Source organism: Pseudomonas sp. PGPR N4, from assembly GCF_059693665.1.
On record NZ_JCAUKV010000002.1, the window covers coordinates 515,364 to 535,998 of the forward strand.

21 protein-coding genes and 1 other RNA gene are annotated in these 20,635 nt (G+C 63.7%); 9 read left to right on the top strand and 13 right to left on the bottom strand.

The features are described 5' to 3' along the window. Nucleotides 1–543: 543 nt before the first annotated feature. Complete coding sequence (locus AC58X1_RS11955; protein WP_101315306.1) at nt 544–1,920, top strand: glutamine synthetase family protein; 1,377 nt, start codon at nt 544–546, stop codon at nt 1,918–1,920. A 48-nt stretch (nt 1,921–1,968) separates the two neighbouring features. Here AC58X1_RS11955 and argA read toward each other — a convergent pair whose 3' ends face one another. Then, the gene (gene argA / locus AC58X1_RS11960) at nt 1,969–3,267 is read right to left on the bottom strand and encodes an amino-acid N-acetyltransferase (protein WP_101315304.1); all 1,299 of its coding nucleotides are present in this window, start codon (nt 3,265–3,267) and stop codon (nt 1,969–1,971) included. A gap of 126 nt (nt 3,268–3,393) precedes the next feature. Further along, nucleotides 3,394–4,536, bottom strand: coding sequence for an acetylornithine deacetylase (gene argE / locus AC58X1_RS11965; RefSeq protein WP_497428885.1), 1,143 nt, complete (start codon nt 4,534–4,536; stop codon nt 3,394–3,396). 153 nt (nt 4,537–4,689) lie between these two features. Here argE and AC58X1_RS11970 point away from each other — a divergent pair, with 153 nt between their 5' ends. Then, nucleotides 4,690–6,084, top strand: coding sequence for a CYTH domain-containing protein (locus AC58X1_RS11970; protein ID WP_259074728.1), 1,395 nt, complete (start codon nt 4,690–4,692; stop codon nt 6,082–6,084). On the opposite strand, the gene AC58X1_RS11975 is transcribed toward AC58X1_RS11970, so the two are convergent. Beyond that, entirely contained in the window at nt 6,073–6,543 is a 471-nt protein-coding gene (locus tag AC58X1_RS11975) for an Lrp/AsnC family transcriptional regulator (protein WP_188035124.1), read from the bottom strand. The two genes, AC58X1_RS11970 and AC58X1_RS11975, sit on opposite strands and share 12 nt — an antisense overlap. A 126-nt stretch (nt 6,544–6,669) precedes the next feature. On the opposite strand from AC58X1_RS11975, the gene AC58X1_RS11980 reads away from it, so the two are divergent. The 3 genes from AC58X1_RS11980 to AC58X1_RS11990 all read left to right on the top strand — a co-directional run bounded on the left by AC58X1_RS11980 (nt 6,670) and on the right by AC58X1_RS11990 (nt 9,290). After that, the gene (locus AC58X1_RS11980) at nt 6,670–6,996 is read left to right on the top strand and encodes an ACT-like domain-containing protein (RefSeq protein WP_101315296.1); all 327 of its coding nucleotides are present in this window, start codon (nt 6,670–6,672) and stop codon (nt 6,994–6,996) included. A 212-nt stretch (nt 6,997–7,208) separates the two neighbouring features. Continuing rightward, a complete protein-coding gene (locus tag AC58X1_RS11985; protein WP_497428886.1) occupies nt 7,209–8,888 on the top strand; it encodes a GspE/PulE family protein in 1,680 nt (559 codons plus the stop codon). An 87-nt stretch (nt 8,889–8,975) separates the two neighbouring features. Then, the gene (locus AC58X1_RS11990) at nt 8,976–9,290 is read left to right on the top strand and encodes a DUF2388 domain-containing protein (RefSeq protein WP_150573485.1); all 315 of its coding nucleotides are present in this window, start codon (nt 8,976–8,978) and stop codon (nt 9,288–9,290) included. A 99-nt stretch (nt 9,291–9,389) separates the two neighbouring features. Here AC58X1_RS11990 and gcvH read toward each other — a convergent pair whose 3' ends face one another. The 9 genes from gcvH to AC58X1_RS12035 all read right to left on the bottom strand — a co-directional run bounded on the left by gcvH (nt 9,390) and on the right by AC58X1_RS12035 (nt 18,784). Then, a complete protein-coding gene (gene gcvH, locus AC58X1_RS11995) occupies nt 9,390–9,773 on the bottom strand; it encodes a glycine cleavage system protein GcvH (protein ID WP_101315290.1) in 384 nt (127 codons plus the stop codon). 52 nt (nt 9,774–9,825) lie between these two features. Then, the gene (gcvT, locus tag AC58X1_RS12000) at nt 9,826–10,908 is read right to left on the bottom strand and encodes a glycine cleavage system aminomethyltransferase GcvT (RefSeq protein WP_497428887.1); all 1,083 of its coding nucleotides are present in this window, start codon (nt 10,906–10,908) and stop codon (nt 9,826–9,828) included. Between the two features lie 124 nt (nt 10,909–11,032). Then, complete coding sequence (locus AC58X1_RS12005) at nt 11,033–12,655, bottom strand: ABC transporter permease (RefSeq protein WP_497428888.1); 1,623 nt, start codon at nt 12,653–12,655, stop codon at nt 11,033–11,035. Nucleotides 12,656–12,883: 228 nt separating this feature from the next. Beyond that, nucleotides 12,884–13,885, bottom strand: a complete 1,002-nt coding sequence (locus AC58X1_RS12010) for an extracellular solute-binding protein (protein WP_497428889.1) — start codon at nt 13,883–13,885, stop codon at nt 12,884–12,886. Between the two features lie 87 nt (nt 13,886–13,972). Continuing rightward, a complete protein-coding gene (locus tag AC58X1_RS12015; RefSeq protein ID WP_497428890.1) occupies nt 13,973–15,196 on the bottom strand; it encodes a 2-octaprenyl-3-methyl-6-methoxy-1,4-benzoquinol hydroxylase in 1,224 nt (407 codons plus the stop codon). A 3-nt stretch (nt 15,197–15,199) separates the two neighbouring features. Beyond that, a complete protein-coding gene (locus AC58X1_RS12020) occupies nt 15,200–15,682 on the bottom strand; it encodes a DUF4442 domain-containing protein (RefSeq protein ID WP_101315281.1) in 483 nt (160 codons plus the stop codon). Further along, nucleotides 15,679–16,878, bottom strand: a complete 1,200-nt coding sequence (ubiH, locus tag AC58X1_RS12025) for a 2-octaprenyl-6-methoxyphenyl hydroxylase (RefSeq protein WP_497428891.1) — start codon at nt 16,876–16,878, stop codon at nt 15,679–15,681. Before ubiH ends, AC58X1_RS12020 begins: the two co-directional genes overlap by 4 nt. Then, complete coding sequence (gene pepP, locus AC58X1_RS12030) at nt 16,875–18,209, bottom strand: Xaa-Pro aminopeptidase (RefSeq protein WP_150570424.1); 1,335 nt, start codon at nt 18,207–18,209, stop codon at nt 16,875–16,877. Before pepP ends, ubiH begins: the two co-directional genes overlap by 4 nt. A 20-nt stretch (nt 18,210–18,229) precedes the next feature. After that, on the bottom strand, nt 18,230–18,784 hold the full coding sequence (locus tag AC58X1_RS12035) for a YecA/YgfB family protein (RefSeq protein WP_150570425.1): 555 nt from the start codon (nt 18,782–18,784) through the stop codon (nt 18,230–18,232). Between the two features lie 153 nt (nt 18,785–18,937). Here AC58X1_RS12035 and AC58X1_RS12040 point away from each other — a divergent pair, with 153 nt between their 5' ends. The 4 genes from AC58X1_RS12040 to AC58X1_RS12055 all read left to right on the top strand — a co-directional run bounded on the left by AC58X1_RS12040 (nt 18,938) and on the right by AC58X1_RS12055 (nt 20,347). Next, nucleotides 18,938–19,147, top strand: coding sequence for a TIGR02449 family protein (locus AC58X1_RS12040; RefSeq protein WP_101315273.1), 210 nt, complete (start codon nt 18,938–18,940; stop codon nt 19,145–19,147). Further along, entirely contained in the window at nt 19,144–19,461 is a 318-nt protein-coding gene (locus AC58X1_RS12045) for a cell division protein ZapA (RefSeq protein WP_497428892.1), read from the top strand. The genes AC58X1_RS12040 and AC58X1_RS12045 overlap by 4 nt, the downstream gene beginning before the upstream one ends. Before the next feature lie 17 nt (nt 19,462–19,478). After that, nucleotides 19,479–19,658, top strand: a non-coding RNA gene (gene ssrS / locus AC58X1_RS12050) — 6S RNA. 80 nt (nt 19,659–19,738) lie between these two features. After that, complete coding sequence (locus tag AC58X1_RS12055; protein WP_101315269.1) at nt 19,739–20,347, top strand: 5-formyltetrahydrofolate cyclo-ligase; 609 nt, start codon at nt 19,739–19,741, stop codon at nt 20,345–20,347. A 13-nt stretch (nt 20,348–20,360) separates the two neighbouring features. On the opposite strand, the gene AC58X1_RS12060 is transcribed toward AC58X1_RS12055, so the two are convergent. Beyond that, on the bottom strand, nt 20,361–20,510 hold the full coding sequence (locus AC58X1_RS12060; RefSeq protein ID WP_178080737.1) for a hypothetical protein: 150 nt from the start codon (nt 20,508–20,510) through the stop codon (nt 20,361–20,363). Nucleotides 20,511–20,635 lie beyond the last annotated feature (125 nt).

The following is a 20,635-nucleotide window of genomic DNA, read 5'->3' on the forward strand; positions in this document are numbered from 1 at the left end:
GGAGTAGCCGGGCATTGCAAAACTGCGCGCACAGGACGTCATCGGAACCACGCCGACGGCGGGATTCCTTGAAGCATTCACAGGGCAGAACAAGCGAAGGGGGTGCAGCAGACTGCGACGTAAGGCGTATGGACCGGGGCGACCGTCAATTATTGCGGCCAGAGCATCAGCCTCAGCAAATGGCTGAGCGTTGCCCTTGCGACGGACGGATTGAGTCCCTGAAAGCACTGCACAGACAGCACCTGCAGGTCGCGACAAGCGGACCATATGACCCTCGTATTATTGTGTTTTGGGTTGCAACCGAGCTTAGCCTTGTTCATTTTTTTACACAACACCTCCGTAAAAAATAAAAGACAGGCAGGCCGAGATAACCCTTTTCGGCTTAAATAGCGGATAATGCTTCGCCCCGATATGCAGCAAATCTGCCGTAGATGTGCCATTTCAGGGCGTTAAGGGGTTGGCTTGACTTCGGTTTGCGTTTCCGATTGACTGGAACTGCAAGCCCCCCTTGATTGATATTTTTAACAACAAAGGTGTTGCATCATGTCGGTACCCCCGCGTGCCGTTCAGCTTAACGAAGCGAACGCGTTCCTTAAGGAACATCCTGAGGTTCTCTACGTTGACCTTCTGATTGCAGATATGAATGGTGTGGTGCGCGGCAAGCGCATTGAGCGCACCAGCCTCCACAAGGTTTACGAGAAAGGCATCAACCTGCCGGCCTCCCTCTTCGCCCTCGACATCAACGGTTCGACCGTTGAAAGCACGGGCCTGGGTCTGGACATCGGCGATGCGGACCGCATCTGCTACCCAATCCCTGACACCCTGTGCAACGAGCCGTGGCAGAAGCGCCCTACGGCTCAGCTGCTGATGACCATGCACGAGATCGAAGGCGAGCCGTTCTTCGCCGATCCACGTGAAGTGCTGCGCCAGGTCGTGAGCAAGTTCGACGACATGGGCCTGACCATCTGCGCCGCATTCGAACTCGAGTTCTACCTGATCGACCAGGAAAACGTGAACGGCCGTCCGCAGCCGCCGCGCTCGCCGATCTCGGGCAAACGCCCGCAGTCGACTCAGGTCTACCTGATCGACGACCTCGACGAATACGCCGACTGCCTGCAGGACATCCTTGAAGGTGCCAAAGAGCAAGGCATCCCGGCTGACGCCATCGTCAAGGAAAGCGCCCCGGCGCAGTTCGAAGTCAACCTGCACCATGTGCCTGATGCGCTCAAGGCCTGCGACTATGCAGTGCTGCTCAAGCGTCTGATCAAGAACATTGCCTACGACCATGAAATGGACACCACGTTCATGGCCAAGCCGTACCCCGGCCAGGCTGGCAATGGCCTGCATGTGCACATCTCGATCCTGGACAAAGATGGCCACAACATCTTCACCAGCGAGGATCCCGAGCAGAACGCCGCGTTACGCCACGCAGTCGGCGGTGTGCTCGAGACCCTGCCCGCGTCGATGGCGTTCCTGTGCCCGAACGTCAATTCGTACCGCCGCTTCGGTTCGCAGTTCTACGTGCCCAACGCACAGAGCTGGGGCCTGGACAACCGTACCGTCGCCGTGCGCGTGCCGACCGGCTCGCCCGACTCGGTCCGCCTGGAGCACCGTGTAGCGGGCGCCGACGCCAACCCGTACCTGATGATGGCAGCGGTGCTGGCAGGCGTGCACCACGGCCTGACCAACAAGATCGAACCGGGCCCGGCGATCGAAGGCAACTCGTACGAGCAGCTTGATCAGAGCCTGCCGAACAACCTGCGTGATGCCCTGCGCGAGCTGGACGACAGCGAAGTGCTGAACAAGTACATCGATCCGAAGTACATCGACATCTTTGTCGCGTGCAAGGAAAGCGAGCTGGAGGAGTTCGAGCACTCGATCTCCGACCTCGAGTACAACTGGTATCTGCACACCGTGTAAATGAAAACGCCGTCTGATCAGACGGCGTTTTTCATTGTGGCGTGAGGTTTACAGGGTCTTCTCGAAGATCTTCGAGTTGCGCTGGAAGTTGTACAGCGAAGCCCGCGCCGCCGGCAGCCGCTCGACGCCACTGGGCTCGAAGCCGCGTTCGCGAAACCAGTGCGCAGTGCGCGTGGTCAGCACGAACAGGGTCTTCAGCCCGAGCGTGCGCGCCCGCGATTCGATCCGCTCGAGCAGGTCATCGCCACGGCCGCCGTGGCGGTACTCCGGGTTGACCGCCAGGCACGCCAGCTCCCCCGCCGACGAATCGGCAATCGGGTACAACGCCGCACAGGCGATGATCAGACCGTCGCGCTCGACCACACTGAACTGCTCGATCTCACGCTCCAACACCTCGCGCGAACGGCGCACGAGAATGCCCTGCTCTTCCAGCGGGCTGATCAGCTCAAGCAAACCACCGACGTCTTCGATGCTCGCCTCACGGACGATCTCGAACTGCTCCTGCGCCACCAAGGTGCCGCCGCCGTCGCGGGTGAACAGCTCGGTGAGCAGCGCACCGTCTTCGGCATAACTGACGATATGGCTACGCGCCACGCCGCCCTTGCACGCCTCGCCGGCGGCATCGAGCAGTTCGCCCTGATAGTCGCTGCCCAGCCGTGCCAGGTGCGGCGCGATCTGTTGCGGGCGCAGCTCGCGCACCAGCCGGCCGTTTTCATCGAGCAGGCCGGGTTCGGCGCCAAACAGCAGCAGTTTGTCGGCGGCCAGTTCGATAGCTGCGCGGGTGGCGACGTCTTCGCAGGCCAGGTTGAAGATTTCGCCGGTCGGCGAGTAGCCCAGCGGCGACAGCAGCACGATCGAGCGTTCGTCGAGCAGGCGATTGATGCCCTTGCGGTCGATCCGGCGGACTTCACCGGTGTGGTGGTAGTCGACCCCTTCGAGCACGCCGATCGGCCGTGCAGTGACCAGGTTGCCGGACGCCACGCGCAGTCGTGCGCCCTGCATAGGCGAGGAGGCCATGTCCATCGACAGGCGCGCCTCGATTGCCACGCGCAAGGCGCCGACCGCGTCGATCACGCAATCCAGGGTGGCGGCATCGGTAATGCGCATGCCGTGGTGGTAATGCGGGGTCAGGCCACGGGCGGCCAGGCGGCTTTCGATCTGCGGGCGCGAGCCGTGCACCAGCACCAGGCGCACGCCAAGGCTGTGCAGCAGCACCAGGTCGTGGACGATATTGCCAAAGTTGGGGTGATCGACGCCGTCGCCGGGCAGCATGACGACGAAGGTGCAGTCACGGTGAGCATTGACGTACGGCGAAGCGTGGCGGAGCCAGGTTACGTAATCGGGCATGACAGGGCCTGTGGCTAAGTGGACGGAGAACGGTCAAGACGCACAACGGTGCGAGGTCATCGTCGGAACAGGCTTGCGGTCACGCGCACTCTCCTCTAGGCAGGAACGAATCAGCTCAATGGACGTTTAGCTCAGGCAATAGTGCCTGATCAGGTCACGCAATAGACGCACGGTAGGCTCGATACGTGACATTTCAAGGTATTCGCCAGGCTGGTGAGCACAGGCGATGTCGCCCGGCCCAAGCACAATGGTCTCGCAGCCCAGCTGTTGCAGGTACGGCGCCTCGGTGGCGAAGGCCACCGCTTCGGCGCGGTGCCCGGTCAAGCGCTCGGCCACACGTACCAGCTCGCTGTCGGCGGCCTGCTCGAACGGCGCCACCTCAGGAAACAACGGTTTGTAGTCGATGCTCACCTGATGCTGCTCGGCCAGCGGCACCAGCTTGGCGCGAATGGCCGCGCGCAGCTGCTCCGGGTCCATCCCGGGCAATGGCCGCAGGTCGAACTCGAGCGCGCACTGACCGCAGATCCGGTTGGGGTTGTCGCCACCGTGAATGCAGCCGAAGTTCAGCGTTGGCGTCGGCACGGTGAACTGCGGGTTGCTGTAGGTCTGCTGCCATTGCTGGCGCAGGCCGATCATCTCGCCCATCACCGCGTGCATCGCTTCCATCGCACTGTGGCCCAGGCTTGGGTCTGACGAATGGCCGCTGCGGCCGAGAATATCGATGCGTTCCATCATGATGCCCTTGTGCAGGCGAATCGGCCTGAGCCCGGTCGGCTCGCCGATCACCGCTGCGCGGCCAAGCGGCTGACCGGCCTCGGCCAGGGCGCGGGCGCCGGACATCGAGCTTTCTTCGTCGCACGTAGCAAGGATCAGCAGGGGTTGTTTGAAGTCATGTTCGAGCAGCGGCAGCACGGCCTCGATCACCAGCGCGAAGAAACCTTTCATGTCGCAACTACCCAGCCCAACCCAGCGATCGCCCACCTCGGTCAGTTTCAGCGGGTCGCTCTGCCACAACTGCTCGTCGAACGGCACCGTGTCGCTGTGGCCAGCCAGAATCAGCCCGCCAGGGCCCGTGCCGCGGCTGGCCAGCAGGTTGAACTTGCCGGGGGTGACCTGCTGGATATCGCATGTGAAGCCAAGGTCAGCCAGCCAACCGGCGAGCAAGTCGATCACCACGCGGTTGGACTGATCCAGTGCGGGCTGGGTGCAACTGACCGATGGCGCGGCGATCAGGGCGGCGAACTGGTCTTTCAGCGATGGCAACGGCATGCGCGGATTCCTCGAAAACGTCGGCCCATCATAACAACGCCTGACGTAGACGGCGCAAGGCCGCTGCACCGGGGCAACCGACCAGTCGGATCACAGCAGCACGGCTGACTGCTGTAGACTGCCTTGCAACGATGCCCCTCCTTCGAGCCCGCGATGCACAAAGAAACCGAACTCAAACTCCGCGCCAGCCGCGAGACTCTCACCGCCCTTCGTGAGCACCCCCTGCTGAAGAAGCGCAACAAGTCCGGCTGGCAGACCCGCGAACTGCTCAACCAGTACTTCGACACCCCTGAGCGTGAGCTGTCCGCCGCGCGTGTCGCCCTGCGTCTGCGCCGCGATGGCGATGCCGTCATCCAGACCCTCAAGTGCCGTGGCCAGAGCGTCGCAGGCCTGTCTGAGCGCAACGAATTCGAGTGGCCGCTGGAAAAAGCCAAGCTCGATCTGAAAAAACTCGACGCCAGCTGCTGGCCCGAGCAACTCGCCGAGCTCGACAAAAAGACCATCAAACCGCTGTTCACCACCGACTTCACCCGCGAGTTCGCCGAGATCTCCTGGGGCCGCGGCAAGGCCAAAGTGGTTATCGAAGCAGCGCTGGACCAAGGCTTTGTCATCGCTGGCAAGCGCAAGGAAGAAATCTGCGAGCTGGAGCTTGAGCTGCGCGAAGGTTCCGCCGAAGCCCTGCTGGAACTGGCCGCCGAGCTGGCCGCGAGCCTGCCCTTGATGCCCTGCGACATCAGCAAGGCCGAGCGCGGCTATCGCCTGCTTGAGCCAGACAGCTACGAGCTGGACCTGCCGAGCGCCGAGCTCGACGCCGAAATGCCGGTCGACGATGCCTTCACCGCTCTGGCCTGGCAGTTGCTGGCGAGCAGCCAACGGCTGGCCGAGCAGTACCGCCACAGCGGCCACTGGCGCCTGCTGCAGGACTGGGTGCAGTGCCTGAGCGAGCTGCGCGCCCTGGCCGGCAGCATGGGCCAGGCCGCGCCGCGCGCGACCACCAGCGCCTTGCGCGCCAGCCTCGACGCGCTGCTGGAAGACTGGCGCCCGCTGGTACAGGCCGGTAACGACGACGAAGACGTCCGCCGCGCCGCGCCCGAGCAGTTCAGCGAAGAGCTGCAAGACCCACGCTGGGGCCAGTTCTCGCTGGAAACCTCACGCTGGCTGCTGGCCCGCGCCTGGACCGTCGAGCGCAAAGGCCGTGGCGAACGCCAGGGCAAGGCGCAGCTGGCCAACTGGCTGCAACACCTGGTCGGCGAAGAAGCCCGCGCGCTGAAGCTGCAAGAGCGTTATGTGCAGCAGCCGGAAGACCTTGGCGAGCAGTTGCCACGCATCGAAACCCTGCTGACCTGGCTGCGCCACGCCCGCCAGGTGCTCGACGTGCCGCAAATGGATCGCCTCTATGGCGAACTGAACAAGCTGCACAAGCTGGCTGAGCAGCCGTTGGGCGAGGAAGAGAACGACGAACTGCTGATCGCCCGCGTCGAGCAGGCCCGTGCGATCGAGCAGAACCGCGCCTGGAAGCACCTGCTCAAGTCGCCGTCAACGCGCTAACGGCAGGCTGGTCGTGGACTTGATTTCGGACAAGGCCACGATCGAGTTGACCTCCTGGATCCCCGGCACATTCGACAGCTTTTCGAAGAAGAATCGTTCGTAAGCTTCGATGTCTGGGGTGACAATGCGCAACAGGAAGTCCACCGACCCCATCAGCACGTAACATTCCAGCACCTCGGGGAATTCACGGATCGCTTCGGTGAAGCCGGCGAAGTTGGACCGCCCGTGGGCGTTGAGCTTCACCTCGGCAAAGATCTGTGTATTCAGGCCGACCTTCTTGCGGTCGAGCAGGGTCACCTGAGCGCGAATCACCCCCTCTTCCTTCAGCCGTTGAATACGCCGCCAGCAGGGTGACTGCGACAGGCCCACGCGTTCGGCAATCTGCGCGCTGGATAATGAAGCATCCTCTTGTAGCAGCTGCAGGATGCGCCGGTCATAGGCGTCCAGTTCGTTTTGCATTAATTATTCTCCCAGGCGCCAATAGGCGAATTGATCAATCTGCCTAGCTGACAAATCGTCTCAATCATAGCGAAAAAATGCCGCCTGCCGCGTGGCAGAATTTCTTCCGTCCTGGAGGAGAATCATATGAACGCACTTGAACGGCCCGACACCCTGCCCCGCTCCGACGTCTGGGCCGCAAGCGCGGCGCACAGCCACGTGCGTTATCAACTGCAAGCCGAGGCTGAGCCAGACAGCCTGTGCCGAGTGCTGAACCTGTTCGCGATGCAGTTCCTCACGCCCAATAGTGTGCAGATGCGTCAGCAGGGCGACTGGCTTGAGCTGGAAATCGGCATCGATGGTTTGAGCTGGCATCGCGCCGAAGTCATCGCGCAGAAGCTGCGCAATCTGGTTTGTGTCGGCGAAGTCGAGCTGAGCAACTTGCCGCAGTTGCAAGGCGTAGCAGCAGGCTGATAGGTGCTGGGCCTGCTTCGCAGCCTACAGGTTTAGGCGGCGCTACAAGTCCCGGTGGGAGCGGGTTCACCCGCGAAGGGGCGCAAAGCGGCCCCAATTTACTGAATACGACACAAGTTTCAGCCAGTAAAACCCCGCAATCGTTGCATCGACGCCAAAGCTGTCCAGGCGGCTAGCCTTGCCTGTACCTTTTCGGCACGGACGCCGCCGCGATGCATACCCAAGACAGCCACGACCTCGACCTCAAACGCCTCCTCGACGCTCTGCTCGCCGACCACCGCCTGCAACCCGGTGACGTCCTGCGCGCCCTTGAGCAGCCAAACCAGTGCAGCAGCCACCCGCTCGAAATCATCGCCAGCCTGAACCTCAGCGATCAGCAGCGCCCCGGGCATGTCCTCGATCTGGACAGCCTGTGCCAATGGCTGGCCGATGTCGTGCAGCAGCCCTTCGTCCGGCTCGACCCGCTGCAGATCGACCTGGCCCAGGTCGGCAGCCTGATCTCGCGCGCCTTCGCCGACCGCCATGGCATCCTCGCTCTGGCGGTCGATGTGCACAGCGTCACCGTGGCCAGTGCGCAGCCCTTTCAGCGTGAGTGGGAGCACGATCTGGCGCGCAGCCTGGGCAAGCGCGTCCAGCGTGTGCTGGCCAGCCCGGTGCACATTCGCCAACTGAGCCAGAGCCTGTTCCGCCTGGCCCACTCGGTGCAGGGTGCCGGCCTGCAACAGGATGCCAGCCTTGGCGAGCTCGAGCAGTTGCTGGAGTTGGGCAAGCGCCAGGGCGAGGCTGGCGCGGAGGATGCGCACATCGTGCATATCGTCGACTGGCTGCTGCAGTACGCGATCGAGCAGCGCGCCAGCGATATCCACCTCGAACCGCGGCGTGAACAAGGCCAGCTGCGCTATCGCATCGACGGCCTGCTGCACACGGTGTATGCCTTTCCGCTGGCCGTGACCCTGGCGCTGGTGAGCCGCCTCAAGCATCTTGGCCGCATGGATGTTGCGGAGAAACGCCGACCGCAGGACGGTCGCCTGAAGACGCGGCTGGCCGGCGAGATGGAAGTCGAGCTGCGCCTGTCGACCCTGCCCACCCCGTTTGGCGAAAAGCTGGTGCTGCGCCTGTTCGACCCGCAGCAGCTGCATGAGGACTTCGACCGGCTCGGCCTCGATGGCGAGCTGCGGCACCGCTGGCAGGCACTGCTGCGCCAGCGTCAGGGCATCATTCTGGTAACCGGGCCGACCGGCTCGGGCAAGACCAGCACGCTGTACGCGAGCCTCAAGCGGTTGGCCACGCCTGAGATCAACCTGTGCACCATCGAAGACCCGATCGAGCGGCTGGAACCCGCTTTCAACCAGCTGCAGGTGCAGCCCAGCCTTGACCTGGGCTTTGCCAACGGCGTGCGCGCCCTGCTGCGGCAAGACCCGGACATCATCATGATTGGTGAGATTCGCGACCGTGAAACCGCTCAGGTGGCCATGCAGGCAGCGCTGACCGGCCATCTGGTGTTGTCGACCCTGCACACCAACGATGCCTGCGCAGCGATTGTTCGCCTGCAAGAGTTGGGCGTTGCCGATTACCTGATCAAAGCCACATTGATCGGGGTGATGGCCCAGCGCTTGGTGCGCACCCTGTGCGCCACCTGCAAAGGCCAGTCAGCGCAGCCGCCTATCCCCTGCCGGGCATGCCGCAGTACCGGTTACCTGGGCCGTATCGGGCTATTTGAGCTGCTCACACCGGGTACAGCCTTGCTCGGCAGCATTGGCCCGGCGACCGACCTGGCGCAGCTGCGTCAGCATGCCCTGCGCGATGGCCTGCGCGATCTGCGCAGCGACGGTGAGGCCAAGATCGCCCGCGGGCTGACCAGTCTGAGTGAAGTGCTGAGCGTCTGCAGCTGACGAATATTCCTTAGCGCGCAAGGAACTTGGCCTGTGTATCGAGCATCCAAGCAAGCATTATCCGCCCACCCTCCTAGGTACTTCAGCATGCGTTTCAAAACAGCCATCGCCGCCGCTGTCCTGCTTTCGCTGCCCGTTGGCTCGGCCATGGCCGACAGTTTCTGGCACAACGTCATCTCGTCCGGCGCAACTACTGCGTCGACCTACCTGACGTTCAAGGATCACAAGATGATCGTCGCTGCGCAGGACGATGCCGGCAGCTTCGTTGCCAGTGAAGGGGCTATTCGCGGGCCGTTCCTTGAAGCTGCGATGCGTCAGGTACGAGCCGACAATCCAGGCCTGGAGGCAAGCGACATGCAACTGGCCAATGCCATCCTGGCCAAAAACGCTGTAGCTGAATAAGCCCGCGCTGTTGCTACCGATGGTGGCGACTGAGTGATAGCGACCGCTCCTGGGCCAGCCGTGCCGGCCCAGGAGCGATAAGCGCCGCAGCGGAGGCGATTACTCGCCGATAGCGGCCTTGTAGCCAGCGGCGTCGAGCAGCTTGTCCAGCTCGGCAGTGTTGGCCGGCTTGAGTTTGAAGATCCACGACTCATAAGGGCTGTCGTTGAGCGATTCGGGGCTGTCCGCCAAGGCTTCGTTGACAGCAATCACTTCGCCCGACACCGGCGCGTAGATATCCGATGCGGCCTTGACCGACTCGACCACGCCAGCAGCGTCGCCTGCTGCGAACACTTTGCCAACTTCAGCCAGCTCAACGAAAACCACGTCACCCAGAGCCTCCTGGGCGTGATCGCTGATGCCAACGGTTACCGTGCCATCGGCTTCCAGCCGTGCCCATTCGTGGCTTTCGGCAAAACGCAGTTCGGCGGGAATATTGCTCATGTCGTAGGGTCCTCGATGTCAGGGATCAGCGGTCGACCCGCCAGGTAATTGTTCAGATAAGAATCTTGCCGTGGCGCACGAAGGTCGGTTTGACCACCCGCACCGGGTACCACTTGCCGCGAATTTCGACCTCGGCGCGCTCGCCGGTGGCCATCGGCACACGCGCCAGGGCAATCGACTTGCTCAGCGTAGGAGAGAAACTACCACTGGTGATCTCCCCTTCGCCAATCCCGGCGACGCGAACTACCTGATGGGCACGCAGCACGCCGCGTTCTTCGAGCACCAGCCCAACCAGTTTTTCCTGCACGCCGTGCTCGATTTCATTGAGCAGCGCACTGCGGCCGATGAACTCGCGCTCGGCCGGCTGCCAGGCAATACACCAGCCGAGGTTGGAGGTCTGTGGGGTGTGCTGCTCGTCGATGTCCTGGCCGTACAGGTTCATCCCGGCTTCCAGGCGCAAGGTATCGCGCGCGCCGAGGCCACTGGGGGCGATACCGGCGCCAACCAGGTCATTGAAAAAAACCGGGGCTTGTTCGGCGGGCAGAATGATCTCCAGGCCGTCTTCGCCCGTGTAGCCGGTGCGCGCGATGAACCAATCGCCCTCGGCCACGCCTTCGAATGGCTGCAGCTCACGGATCAGCGCTGCGCGCGACCAGGACACCAGCTCAGCCACCTTGTCGCGAGCACGGGGGCCCTGGATGGCGATAATGGCCAGCTCCGGACGTGGCGTGACGTTGACCTCGTAGCCGGCACTGTGCGCCTGCAGCCAGGCGACGACCTTGGCTCGGGTAGCGGCATTGGCCACCAGCCGGTAGCCCGCTTCGGTGCTATACACGATGAGGTCGTCGACTACCCCGCCCTGTTCATTCAGCAGGGTGCTGTAGAGCGCCTTGCCTGTACTGCCGAGGCGGGCCACGTCATTGGCCAGCAGGTACTGCAAGCAGCGTGTGGCTGCTGGGCCATCGACATCGATCACCGTCATGTGCGAGACGTCGAATACGCCGCAGTCAGCGCGCACCTGATGGTGCTCCTCGACTTGCGAGCCATAGTGCAGGGGCATGTCCCAACCGCCAAAGTCGACCATCTTGGCGCCTAGCGCCAAGTGCCAGTCGTACAAAGGTGTGCGCTGTCCCATGGGTTTCTCCTTCCGGGCGTGGCGAAGCGGCGACGGTCGGCGACGTTTAATCGCCACCTGATCTTGTAGGACCCGCCGCAGCGAATGGCGCGCATTGTAGCGGCAAGGGCGCGGGCTGGCATCCTCAGTGAGTCTGACCCGGGCGACGGGCCGAACGGCGTATCAGGCCGATGACCGGCAACAGGCCGACCAGCACCAGCGTCAGCGCGGGCAGCGAAGCGCGTGCCCACTCGCCCTCGCTGGTCATCTCGAACACCCGTACGGCAAGGGTATCCCAGCCGAACGGGCGCATCAGCAAGGTTGCCGGCATCTCCTTGAGCACATCGACGAACACCAGCAAGGCAGCGCTGAGAGCGCCCGGTACCAGCAACGGCAGATATACCTTGAAAAACAATCTCGGCCCGCCGACGCCGAGGCTGCGCGAGGCTTCCGGCAGTGACGGTCGAATCCGCTCGAGGCTGCTTTCCAGCGGGCCATAGGCGACCGCGATAAAGCGCATCAGATAGGCCAGCAACAATGCCGCCAGGCTGCCCAGCAGCAACGGCCGGCCGGCACCGCCCAGCCATTGCGACAGCGGCACCACCAGTTGATTGTCGAGGTAACTGAACGCCAGCATGATCGACACCGCCAGCACCGAGCCGGGCAAGGCATAACCCAGGTTGGCCAGGCCGACACCAGCGCGGATAGCCCCGGTCGGTGCCTGGCGGCGGGCAAACGCCAGCAGTAACGCCGCGCTGACCGTGATCAGTGCCGCCATCGCGCCAAGGTACAGGGTGTGCATGACCAGGCCGACATAGCGCTCATCAAGGTCGTGCCGGCCACGCTGCCAGAACCACACCAGCAGTTGCAGCAGCGGGATGACGAAGGCGCAGGCGAACACCAGCAGACACCAGCCGCTGGCCGCCCACGCCTTGAGCCCGCGCAGGTGATACAACGCCTGCACCCGTGGCCGCTCGTTACCGCTGCGGCTGGCACCGCGAGCGCGGCGTTCGCCATACAGCACCAGCATCACCACCAACAGCAGCAAACTGGCCAGCTGGGCCGCGCTGGACAGGCTGAAGAAGCCGTACCAGGTCTTGTAGATGGCGGTGGTGAAGGTGTCGAAGTTGAACACCGCTACGGCGCCGAAATCCGCCAGGGTTTCCATCAGTGCCAGGGCGATGCCGGCGCAGATGGCGGGCCGCGCCATCGGCAACGCAACCCGCCAGAACGCCTGCACCGGCGAAAGGCCCAGGACCCGCGCTGCTTCCATCAGGCCTTTGCCCTGAGCCATGAAAGCGCTGCGCGCGAGCAGATACACGTAGGGGTAGAACACCAGCACCAGCACGGTGATTACCCCGCCGGTCGAGCGCACGCGCGGCAGGCGCATCGGCCCGAACAGCTCACGCAGGGCGCTCTGCACCGGCCCGGCGAAATCCAGCAGGCCAACGAATACGAACGCCAGCACATAGGCCGGAATGGCGAACGGCAGCATCAAGGCCCAGTCGAGCCAGCGCCGCCCGGGGAACTCGCACAGGCTGGTGAGCCAGGCAAGGCTCACCCCAAGCACGGTAACGCCGATGCCCACGCCAAGCACCAGGGTCAGGGTATTGCCCAGCAGACGGCTCATTTGGGTGTCGAGCAGGTGCGACCAGATCTGCATATCGATCGACTGCCACGACAGCAGCAGAACACTCAGCGGCAGCAGTACCAGAGCGGCGATCAGGCCGACCGGCAGATACCAGCGGCGTTGGGGAGCGTGGGACAAATCCAGAGTCTCGTTTATGAGTTGGGGCTGCTTTACGGCCCTTCGCGGCGGTCCGGCGTCCCGGCAAGCCCGCTCCCACAGGGAACGCGCGAAGTCTGACTCCAGCGTTGTACCTGTGGGAGCGGGCTTGCCGGGACGCCGGACCGCCGCGAAGGGCTGCAGAGCAGCCCCATTGGCTTAACTGACCGGCATCACCCCGAAGGGCCCTTCAAGCATAAAGCCTGGCGCTTAGTTCCAGCCAGCCCGATCCATCAGGCGAATCGCCTCTGCCTGGCGCTTGCCGGCCACTTCCACCGGCAGGCTGTCGGCCTTGAACGTGCCCCAGGCGGCCACTTCAGCCGATGGCTTGACCTGTGGGTTGGCCGGGAACTCCTGGTTGATGTCGGCAAACAGCTTTTGCGCTTCTTCGCCGGTCATCCACTCCACCAGTTTTTTCGCCGTTTCCGGGTGCGGCGCATGCTTGGTCAGGCCGATGCCCGAGAGGTTGATGTGCACCCCACGGTCACCCTGATTCGGCCAGAACAGCTTGATCGGCAGATCGGGCTGCTGCTTGTGCAGGCGGCCGTAGTAGTAGGTGTTGACCACGCCCACGTCGCACTGGCCGGCTTCGATGGCCTGTAGCACAGCGGTGTCATCGGAGAACACGTCAGTGGACAGGTTGCCGACCCAGCCCTTGATGATCTGCTCGGTCTTGGCCTCGCCGTGAGTCTCGATCATGGTCGCGGTCAGCGACTGGTTGTAGACCTTTTTCGCAGTGCGCAGGCACAGGCGCCCTTCCCACTGCTTGTCGGCCAGCGCCTCGTAGGTGCTCAGCTCGCTCGGTTTGACCCGCTCGGTGGAGTAGACGATGGTCCGCGCACGCAGGCTCAGACCGGTCCAGTCATGCGACTTGGCGCGGTACTGAGGGGGGATGTTGGCGTCGATGACGTCCGACTTGATCGGCTGCAAAATGCCCATCTGCTCGGCCTGCCAGAGGTTGCCGGCATCCACGGTCAGCAGCAGGTCAGCCACGCCGTTCTGGCCCTCGGCCTTGATGCGCTGCATCAGCGGCGCTTCCTTGTCGGTGATGAACTTGATCTTGACCCCGGTCTTGGCCGTGTAGGCGTCGAACACCGGCTTGATCAGCTCATCGATGCGCGAGGAGTACACCACCACTTCGTCCGCCGCCTGCACGGTGCCGCCGAACAGGGTCAGGGCCAGGGCGGCCAGTAGGTGCTTGCGTGGCAACATCGGGTATTCCTCGCGGGTGATTGAGCTGCGAATGGTAGTGAATACCATTAAGCAGCTCACCCGCTGAGCAGTTACCAGATGTTGCAGTCAGGGCCGGGCCAATTCCGGCAGATCGCCAGACAAGCCCAGCGCCTGCCGCACGAACAGCGCCTTGGCCTCAGGCAACTGCTCGACCAGCTTCAAACCGCTGTTGCGCAGCCAGCGCAGCGGCAACGGATTGGCCTGGAACAGCCGCTCGAAGCCCTCCATGGCCGCCATCAGCGCCAGGTTGTGCGGCATGCGCCGGCGCTCGTAGCGGCTCAGTACCTTCACATCCGCCAACCGCTCGCCGCGCTCGCAGGCCCGTACCAGTTCTTCGGCCAATACGGCGGCATCAAGAAAGCCCAGGTTGACGCCTTGCCCGGCCAGCGGGTGAATCACGTGGGCGGCATCGCCGATCAATGCCAGACCTTCAGCCACATAGCGCTTGGCGTGGCGCTGGCGCAGCGGCACGCAGACCCGAGGGTCAACCTCAAGGACCTGACCCAGACGCCCCTCAAAGGCGCGCTGGAGCGCCTCGGCGAAGGCGGCATCATCATGCCTCATCAATTGCTCGGCCTGCTCTGGGGTCGTCGACCAGACGATCGAGCACCACTGCTGGCCGCCATCACGCGCCAGCGGCAGAAAGGCCAGCGGCCCCTCGTCGGTGAAGCGCTGCCAGGCGGTGGCCTGGTGCGCCTCGCTGCAGCGCACGCTGGTGACGATGGCTTGGTGCAGGTAGTCCCACTCGCGGGTTTCGCAGCCGGTCAGGTGGCGCACCGCCGAGTTGGCGCCATCGGCAGCGATGACCAGTGGTGCGCGCAGGCGACGGCCATCGGCCAGGGTCAGCAGCCACTCATCACCGGAGCGGCGCATCTGCTCCAGGCGGGCATTGGCCAGCAGGCCGATGTCGCTGTCGAGCAAGCGCTCCAGCAGGCCGTCCTGGACTACCCGGTTTTCGACGATGTGGCCCAGCAGGTCGGCGTGCACACTGGCCGCCGAGAAGTGGATCTGGCCGGTGCCGCTGCCGTCCCACACGTGCATGTCGGTGTACGGCGACAAGCGCCGGGCGACGATGCCATCCCAGGCGCCGAGGCGCTCGAGGATGCGTTGGCTGGCTGCCGACAAGGCACTGACCCGCGGCTCGTACGCGGCTTGCTGGTCAAACGGCTTGACCGACAATGGGCCGCCGTCGAGCAGGACAACTTGCAGGCCGCTGTGGCGCAATGCCAGGGCCAGGGCGCTGCCGACCATACCGGCACCGACAATCAGTACATCTGCGCGCGTTTCCATGCCTTACGCCTGCCTCACTTGCGGCTTGAGCCGTACATAAAGAGTTTTATCGACCCGCGCCACCAGTTCACCGGCACCGTCGCGGATGTCGACCTGCAGCCGCGGCAGGTACTTCTTGCCGCTGGCGGTGTGCTGGCGAATCTCGGCCAGCAGCGCGTCATCGACGTTGAACTCGGCATACACCGGGCCTTTGCCCGGTGAGATGAAATCGATGCTGGCGGCCTTGTCCCAGACAATGTACTCGCTGCCCAGACGCTCGATCAGCAACAGCATGTAGAACGGGTCGACCATCGAATACAGGCTGCCGCCGAACTGGGTGCCGACGTAGTTGCGGTTCCAGCGGGTGAGCTTCATGCGCACTTTGATGTGGCTCATGTCGGGGCTGATCTGCTGCACCCGAATACCAGCACCCAGGTACGGCGGGTAGATATTCAGCAACCAGCGCAGCATGCGGGCCTTGCGCGCCAGCCGACGCGAATCGCTCACAGGCGACCCCGCAGATCGCTGCGGGTGCCCAGCCCCATCGCCTGGCGGGCGAACCAGCGCTTGGCCGGTGGCAACAGATCAAGACCAAGCAAACCCAGGTTGCGTCCCGTGGCCAGCAACGGCTGGCTGCTGCCGAACATCCGCGTGACCTGATCGGAGAAGCCGATGGTCAGGCTCTGGTCGAGTTGCTGCCGCTGCTGATAGGTCTGCAGGGTCGCCAGGTCGCCGGGGTGCTGCGGGCCGGACAGCAAGCCTTCAGCCAGCGCCTGCACATCGCGTAGCGACAGGTTGAAGCCCTGGCCGGCAATCGGGTGCAGGCTGTGCGCGGCATTGCCGAGGACCACCAGATGCGGGCGCACCTGCTCGCTGGCAGCCACCAGCGCCAGCGGATACAAATGCCGCGCGCCAACCTGGCGCAGTGCGCCGAGGCGGAAGCCAAAGACCTGCTGCAGCTCGGCGAGGAAGTTGCGCTCATCGATCTCGGCCAGGCGCTTGGCGTCCATCCCCTGGCGGGTCCAGACCAGCGCGCAGCGGTTGTCCGGCAATGGCAGCAAAGCCATAGGCCCCTGTTCGGTAAAGCGCTCGAAGGCCTGACCGCCGTGGGCCTCACCGGGGGTGATATTGGCGATCAAGGCACTCTGCTGATAAGGCCGGCGCTGCACATGGATGCCCAGTTGCTCGCGCAAGCCCGAGCGACCACCGTCAGCCAGCACAGCCAGGTCACACTCAAGGCTGGTGTCGTCATCCAGCTGCAAGCGGTAACCGCCTTCGATCGGCTGCATCGCCTTGACCTCGGCCGGGCATCGCCAGCTCACCACTTCCGGGTCCAGGCCCTGCCACAGGCACTGGCCGAGCCAGGCGTTTTCCACCACATAGCCCAGCGCCGGCACGCCTTCTTCGCTGGCGTCCAGGCGGGTGGCGCCAAAGCGACCGCGGTCGGACACGTGAATCTGCAGAATCGGCTCGGCGCGCTGGCTGATGGCCGGCCACAGGCCCAACTGCTGGTAGATCTGCCGGGTGCCGAACGACAACGCCGACGAGCGCGCATCGTAGCTTGGCTGAAACGCATCGCCAGGGGCGAACGGCTCGATCAGCAGGATTTTCCAGCCACGCGCCTTGGCCCCAGCCTGCAGCGCCAGCGCCAGGCTGGCGCCGACCAGGCCGCCGCCGATGATTGCCAGGTTGACCCGGCTCATGCCGCCTGCTCGCGGGCAGCGGCCATCAGCGCCTCGATCTCGGCAACCGTCCGCGGCACGCCGGAGGTAAGAATTTCACAGCCCTGCCTGGTAACCACCACGTCGTCCTCGATCCTGATGCCGATACCGCGCCACTTCTTGGCCACGGCCTGATTGTCGGCGCCGATGTAAATGCCGGGTTCGACGGTCAGCGCCATGCCCACTTCGAGCACCCGCCACTGGCCGCCGACCTTGTACTCGCCGACATCGTGCACATCCATCCCCAGCCAGTGCCCGGCGCGGTGCATGTAGAACGCGCGGTAGGCCTCGCTGTCGATCAGCGCCTGCACTTCGCCCTTGAGCAAGCCCAGCCGCACCAGGCCTGCGGTAATCACCCGCACCGTCGCCTCATGGGCGTGGTTCCAGTGCTTGCCTGGGGCGATCTCGGCAAAGGCCGCAGCCTGGGCTTCGAGCACCAGCTCGTAGATGGCTTTCTGCTCAGCAGAAAAACGCCCGCTGACCGGGAACGTGCGGGTGATGTCGCTGGCATAGCAGTCGATTTCACAGCCGGCATCGATCAGCACCAGGTCGCCGTCCTTGAGCACGGCGTCGTTCTGCTGATAGTGCAGGATGCAGCCATTACGCCCAGCAGCGACGATCGAGCCATAGGCCGGCATCTTCGCCCCGCCCTTGCGAAACTCGTAATCGAGCTCGGCCTCCAGGCTGTATTCGTAAAGCCCCGCCCGGCAGGCCTGCATCGCCCGCACATGGGCCCGCGCAGAAATCGCCGCAGCGGCGCGCATGACCTTCACTTCTGCTGCCGATTTATACAGGCGCATGTCGTGCAGCAGATGATCCAGCGCAACGAACTCGTTGGGCGGCTGCGCACCGAGACGGGCCTTGGAGCGAATCAGGTTGATCCAGTCCATCAAGCGCCGGTCGAACTCAGGGTTGCTGCCCATCGCCGTGTACACCCGCTCGCGGCCTTCGATCAGGCCCGGCAGGATCTCGTCGATGTCGGTAATCGGAAATGCATCGTCCGCGCCATACTCGCGCAGGGCACCTTCCTGACCGGCACGCAAGCCGTCCCACAGCTCACGCTCCGGGTTGCGTTCACGGCAGAACAGCACGTATTCGCCATGCTCGCGACCGGGGATCAGAACAATGACCGCCTCAGGCTCGGGAAAGCCGCTGAGGTACTGGAAGTCGCTGTCTTGACGGTACACGTGCTCGACATCACGGTTGCGAATGGCAACCGCAGCGGCGGGCAGGATGGCGATGCTGTTGGGGACCATCTGCGCCATCAGCGCCTTGCGCCGACGGGCATACTCGGCCTTGGGTATGTGGCTCATGGGCAGACGACCCCGATTGATCAGTGCAGCGATGGCTTGGGGGCAGCCGCAACTGGCGCGGCCAGCTCGGTGAACAGCAGCAGCGGCGCGACGCGCAGGTACTCGGTGACCTCCATGTAGTCGCTCTCGCCGTCCTCGGATTCTTCCAGGGCGTCTTGCACCTGCGAAATCGCCACCAGGTCCTGCAGCACTTCCTTGGCTTCGGTGGACAGGTCCTTGCCACCGGCGTTCAAGCCGAAGCCGGCGATGAAGCCCTGGCACCATTCGCCAAGGGCGGCGGCACGTTCGGTCAGCGGTTGTTCATCACCCGGCAGCAACAGCACCAGAGCGACGTCATCGCCGGTGAGTTCGGCCTTGACCATCTCCTGCAGGCCGATCAGGGCGTTGCGCACAGAGTCGTTCGGTTCGACCTCGAGGGCGTTGGCGGCGTCGGCCAACCAGGCCTCGGCATCGAAGCCTGCGCCGGCGCAGCTGCGGCCAATCAACAGGCCGTGCAGCTCGGCGGGGGAGACAGGGTGGCCATTGCTCGAGAGCAGTGCGGCGAAAGCGGTGTACGGCGATTGAGTATTAGGCATGGGCTGCTAGGCGCCAGACGGCGCAATGTCTAGAATGAAGACCTTGTATCCTAGCACCGGCAGGCGCGCCAAGACCATCGGCACTGGCCGCCCAAGGCCCGGCACCGGCATCATGGCCAGGCCGTAAACGATGGAGCGAAACGAGTGCCCCCCATGCAAGACAACGACCTGCAAGCGCTGATGAGCCGTTTCGAGCTGCTGATCGAGCGCGTCGAGCAACTTAAACGGCAAAATGCACTCCTATTAGCGCAGGAAACTTCCTGGCGCGAAGAGCGCGCCCACCTCATTGAAAAAAATGAGATCGCAAGGCGTAAGGTCGAATCCATGATCTTGCGGCTCAAGGCCCTGGAGCAAGACTCATGAGTTCAAGCAATAGCGTCACCGTACAGATCCTCGACAAAGACTACTCGATCATCTGCCCGCCCGAAGAGCGCAGCAACCTGGTCAGCGCCGCGCGCTATCTGGATGGCAAGATGCGCGAGATCCGCAGCAGCGGCAAAGTCATCGGCGCCGATCGCATTGCGGTGATGGCGGCCTTGAACATTACCCACGAAATGCTCCACCGCCAGGAAACCCCTGAAGCGGCCAGCGGCGGTACTACCCGTGAGCAGGTGCGTGACCTGCTCGAGCGCGTCGACAGCGCATTGGCCGACGACACGGGTACCAAAAACGGCTGAGATCGGTATACTGGCGTCACTCCCTGGGAGATGCGCCAGTCGGTTATGTCCCTGAGCCGATACGCACAACCACGGGGGTTGCACGCTGGGGCCGGTGTGCATGTCCGCCCGACGGAAAGCCTTAACGCCCCCTGCAATCTCCACCTTGAACTTTCGGGTTCAAGGGCTACGCCGATAGCGGTCTTATCGGGGAGCCTGAATTCTGCATTGCTCGCCTGCTCTGGCGGGCAACTGGTCTGGCCGCCACGGCGGCCGACACCTCCGGGACCTCTGTGCCATGACCGACACCGCGCCCCTCACCCGCCCGCAACTTCGTCGCCAGCTGCGTAACGCACGCCGCGCCCTTACGCCTGCACAACAGCGTCAGGCATCTCGCGGCCTGTACCGTCAGCTGGCCCAGCATCCGTTATTCCGCCGCGCCCGCCACATTGCCCTGTACCTGCCCAATGACGGCGAGATCGACCCGCGCCTGCTGCTGCGCGAGGGCCATCGGCGCGGCAAGCGGATCTACCTGCCGGTGCTGCACGCCTGGCCGGCCACACGCATGGTGTTTCAGCGTTACGACCAGGGTGAGGTGCTCAAGCGCAATCGCTTTCGCATCCCGGAGCCGGTAATCGAGCGCAAGCGGCAACGGCCAATCTGGGCGCTGGATTTGATCCTGCTGCCGTTGGTCGGGTTTGACGAAGTGGGTGGCCGCTTGGGCATGGGGGGCGGGTTCTATGACCGCAGCCTGGCCTATCAGAGCCGGCGCAAGACCTGGAAGAAACCGCTGCTGCTGGGCCTGGCGCATGAATGCCAGAAGGTCGAGCGTCTGGCGCAGGCCAGTTGGGATGTACCGCTGCAAGGCACGGTCTCGGACCGCCACTGGTACCTGGCGCGCAATTGAGCGCGCTATGACTTCAGCGCTGCTGTGGCGCTTGCTCGACGGGGGTCTGGTAGGCGACGTCCATCTTTCGCTCCAGCAAACTCTGCGCATAACCGGTGGTAACGACCCCAAGACCGAAGATAAAGGCCAGGATCCACAGCAGGTCCGGTTTGCGTTTGTTCATTGATTGCCCCCTGGCAACTGATTCGGGCTTGCCAGCTTTTTCAGTGCTGACTGAGCATAGTGCTTAAAATCGGCGCATTTTCCGCCAACCGGAGCCGACACGCAAACGTTGACGTCAACCGGCTG

Bases quoted from the DNA above. Each gene is read 5' to 3' on its own strand.
- argA (WP_101315304.1), bottom strand. From the start codon at position 3,267: ATGCCCGATTACGTAACCTGGCTCCGCCACGCTTCGCCGTACGTCAAT.
- ubiH (WP_497428891.1), bottom strand. From the start codon at position 16,878: ATGAGCCGGGTCAACCTGGCAATCATCGGCGGCGGCCTGGTCGGCGCC.
- AC58X1_RS11955 (WP_101315306.1), top strand. From the start codon at position 544: ATGTCGGTACCCCCGCGTGCCGTTCAGCTTAACGAAGCGAACGCGTTC.
- gcvH (WP_101315290.1), bottom strand. From the start codon at position 9,773: ATGAGCAATATTCCCGCCGAACTGCGTTTTGCCGAAAGCCACGAATGG.
- AC58X1_RS12035 (WP_150570425.1), bottom strand. From the start codon at position 18,784: ATGCCTAATACTCAATCGCCGTACACCGCTTTCGCCGCACTGCTCTCG.
- AC58X1_RS12060 (WP_178080737.1), bottom strand. From the start codon at position 20,510: ATGAACAAACGCAAACCGGACCTGCTGTGGATCCTGGCCTTTATCTTC.
- argE (WP_497428885.1), bottom strand. From the start codon at position 4,536: ATGCCGTTGCCATCGCTGAAAGACCAGTTCGCCGCCCTGATCGCCGCG.
- AC58X1_RS11985 (WP_497428886.1), top strand. From the start codon at position 7,209: ATGCATACCCAAGACAGCCACGACCTCGACCTCAAACGCCTCCTCGAC.
- AC58X1_RS12045 (WP_497428892.1), top strand. From the start codon at position 19,144: ATGAGTTCAAGCAATAGCGTCACCGTACAGATCCTCGACAAAGACTAC.
- AC58X1_RS12055 (WP_101315269.1), top strand. From the start codon at position 19,739: ATGACCGACACCGCGCCCCTCACCCGCCCGCAACTTCGTCGCCAGCTG.
- pepP (WP_150570424.1), bottom strand. From the start codon at position 18,209: ATGAGCCACATACCCAAGGCCGAGTATGCCCGTCGGCGCAAGGCGCTG.
- AC58X1_RS12040 (WP_101315273.1), top strand. From the start codon at position 18,938: ATGCAAGACAACGACCTGCAAGCGCTGATGAGCCGTTTCGAGCTGCTG.
- AC58X1_RS11975 (WP_188035124.1), bottom strand. From the start codon at position 6,543: ATGCAAAACGAACTGGACGCCTATGACCGGCGCATCCTGCAGCTGCTA.
- gcvT (WP_497428887.1), bottom strand. From the start codon at position 10,908: ATGGGACAGCGCACACCTTTGTACGACTGGCACTTGGCGCTAGGCGCC.
- AC58X1_RS12010 (WP_497428889.1), bottom strand. From the start codon at position 13,885: ATGTTGCCACGCAAGCACCTACTGGCCGCCCTGGCCCTGACCCTGTTC.
- AC58X1_RS11980 (WP_101315296.1), top strand. From the start codon at position 6,670: ATGAACGCACTTGAACGGCCCGACACCCTGCCCCGCTCCGACGTCTGG.
- AC58X1_RS11970 (WP_259074728.1), top strand. From the start codon at position 4,690: ATGCACAAAGAAACCGAACTCAAACTCCGCGCCAGCCGCGAGACTCTC.
- AC58X1_RS12015 (WP_497428890.1), bottom strand. From the start codon at position 15,196: ATGGAAACGCGCGCAGATGTACTGATTGTCGGTGCCGGTATGGTCGGC.
- AC58X1_RS11990 (WP_150573485.1), top strand. From the start codon at position 8,976: ATGCGTTTCAAAACAGCCATCGCCGCCGCTGTCCTGCTTTCGCTGCCC.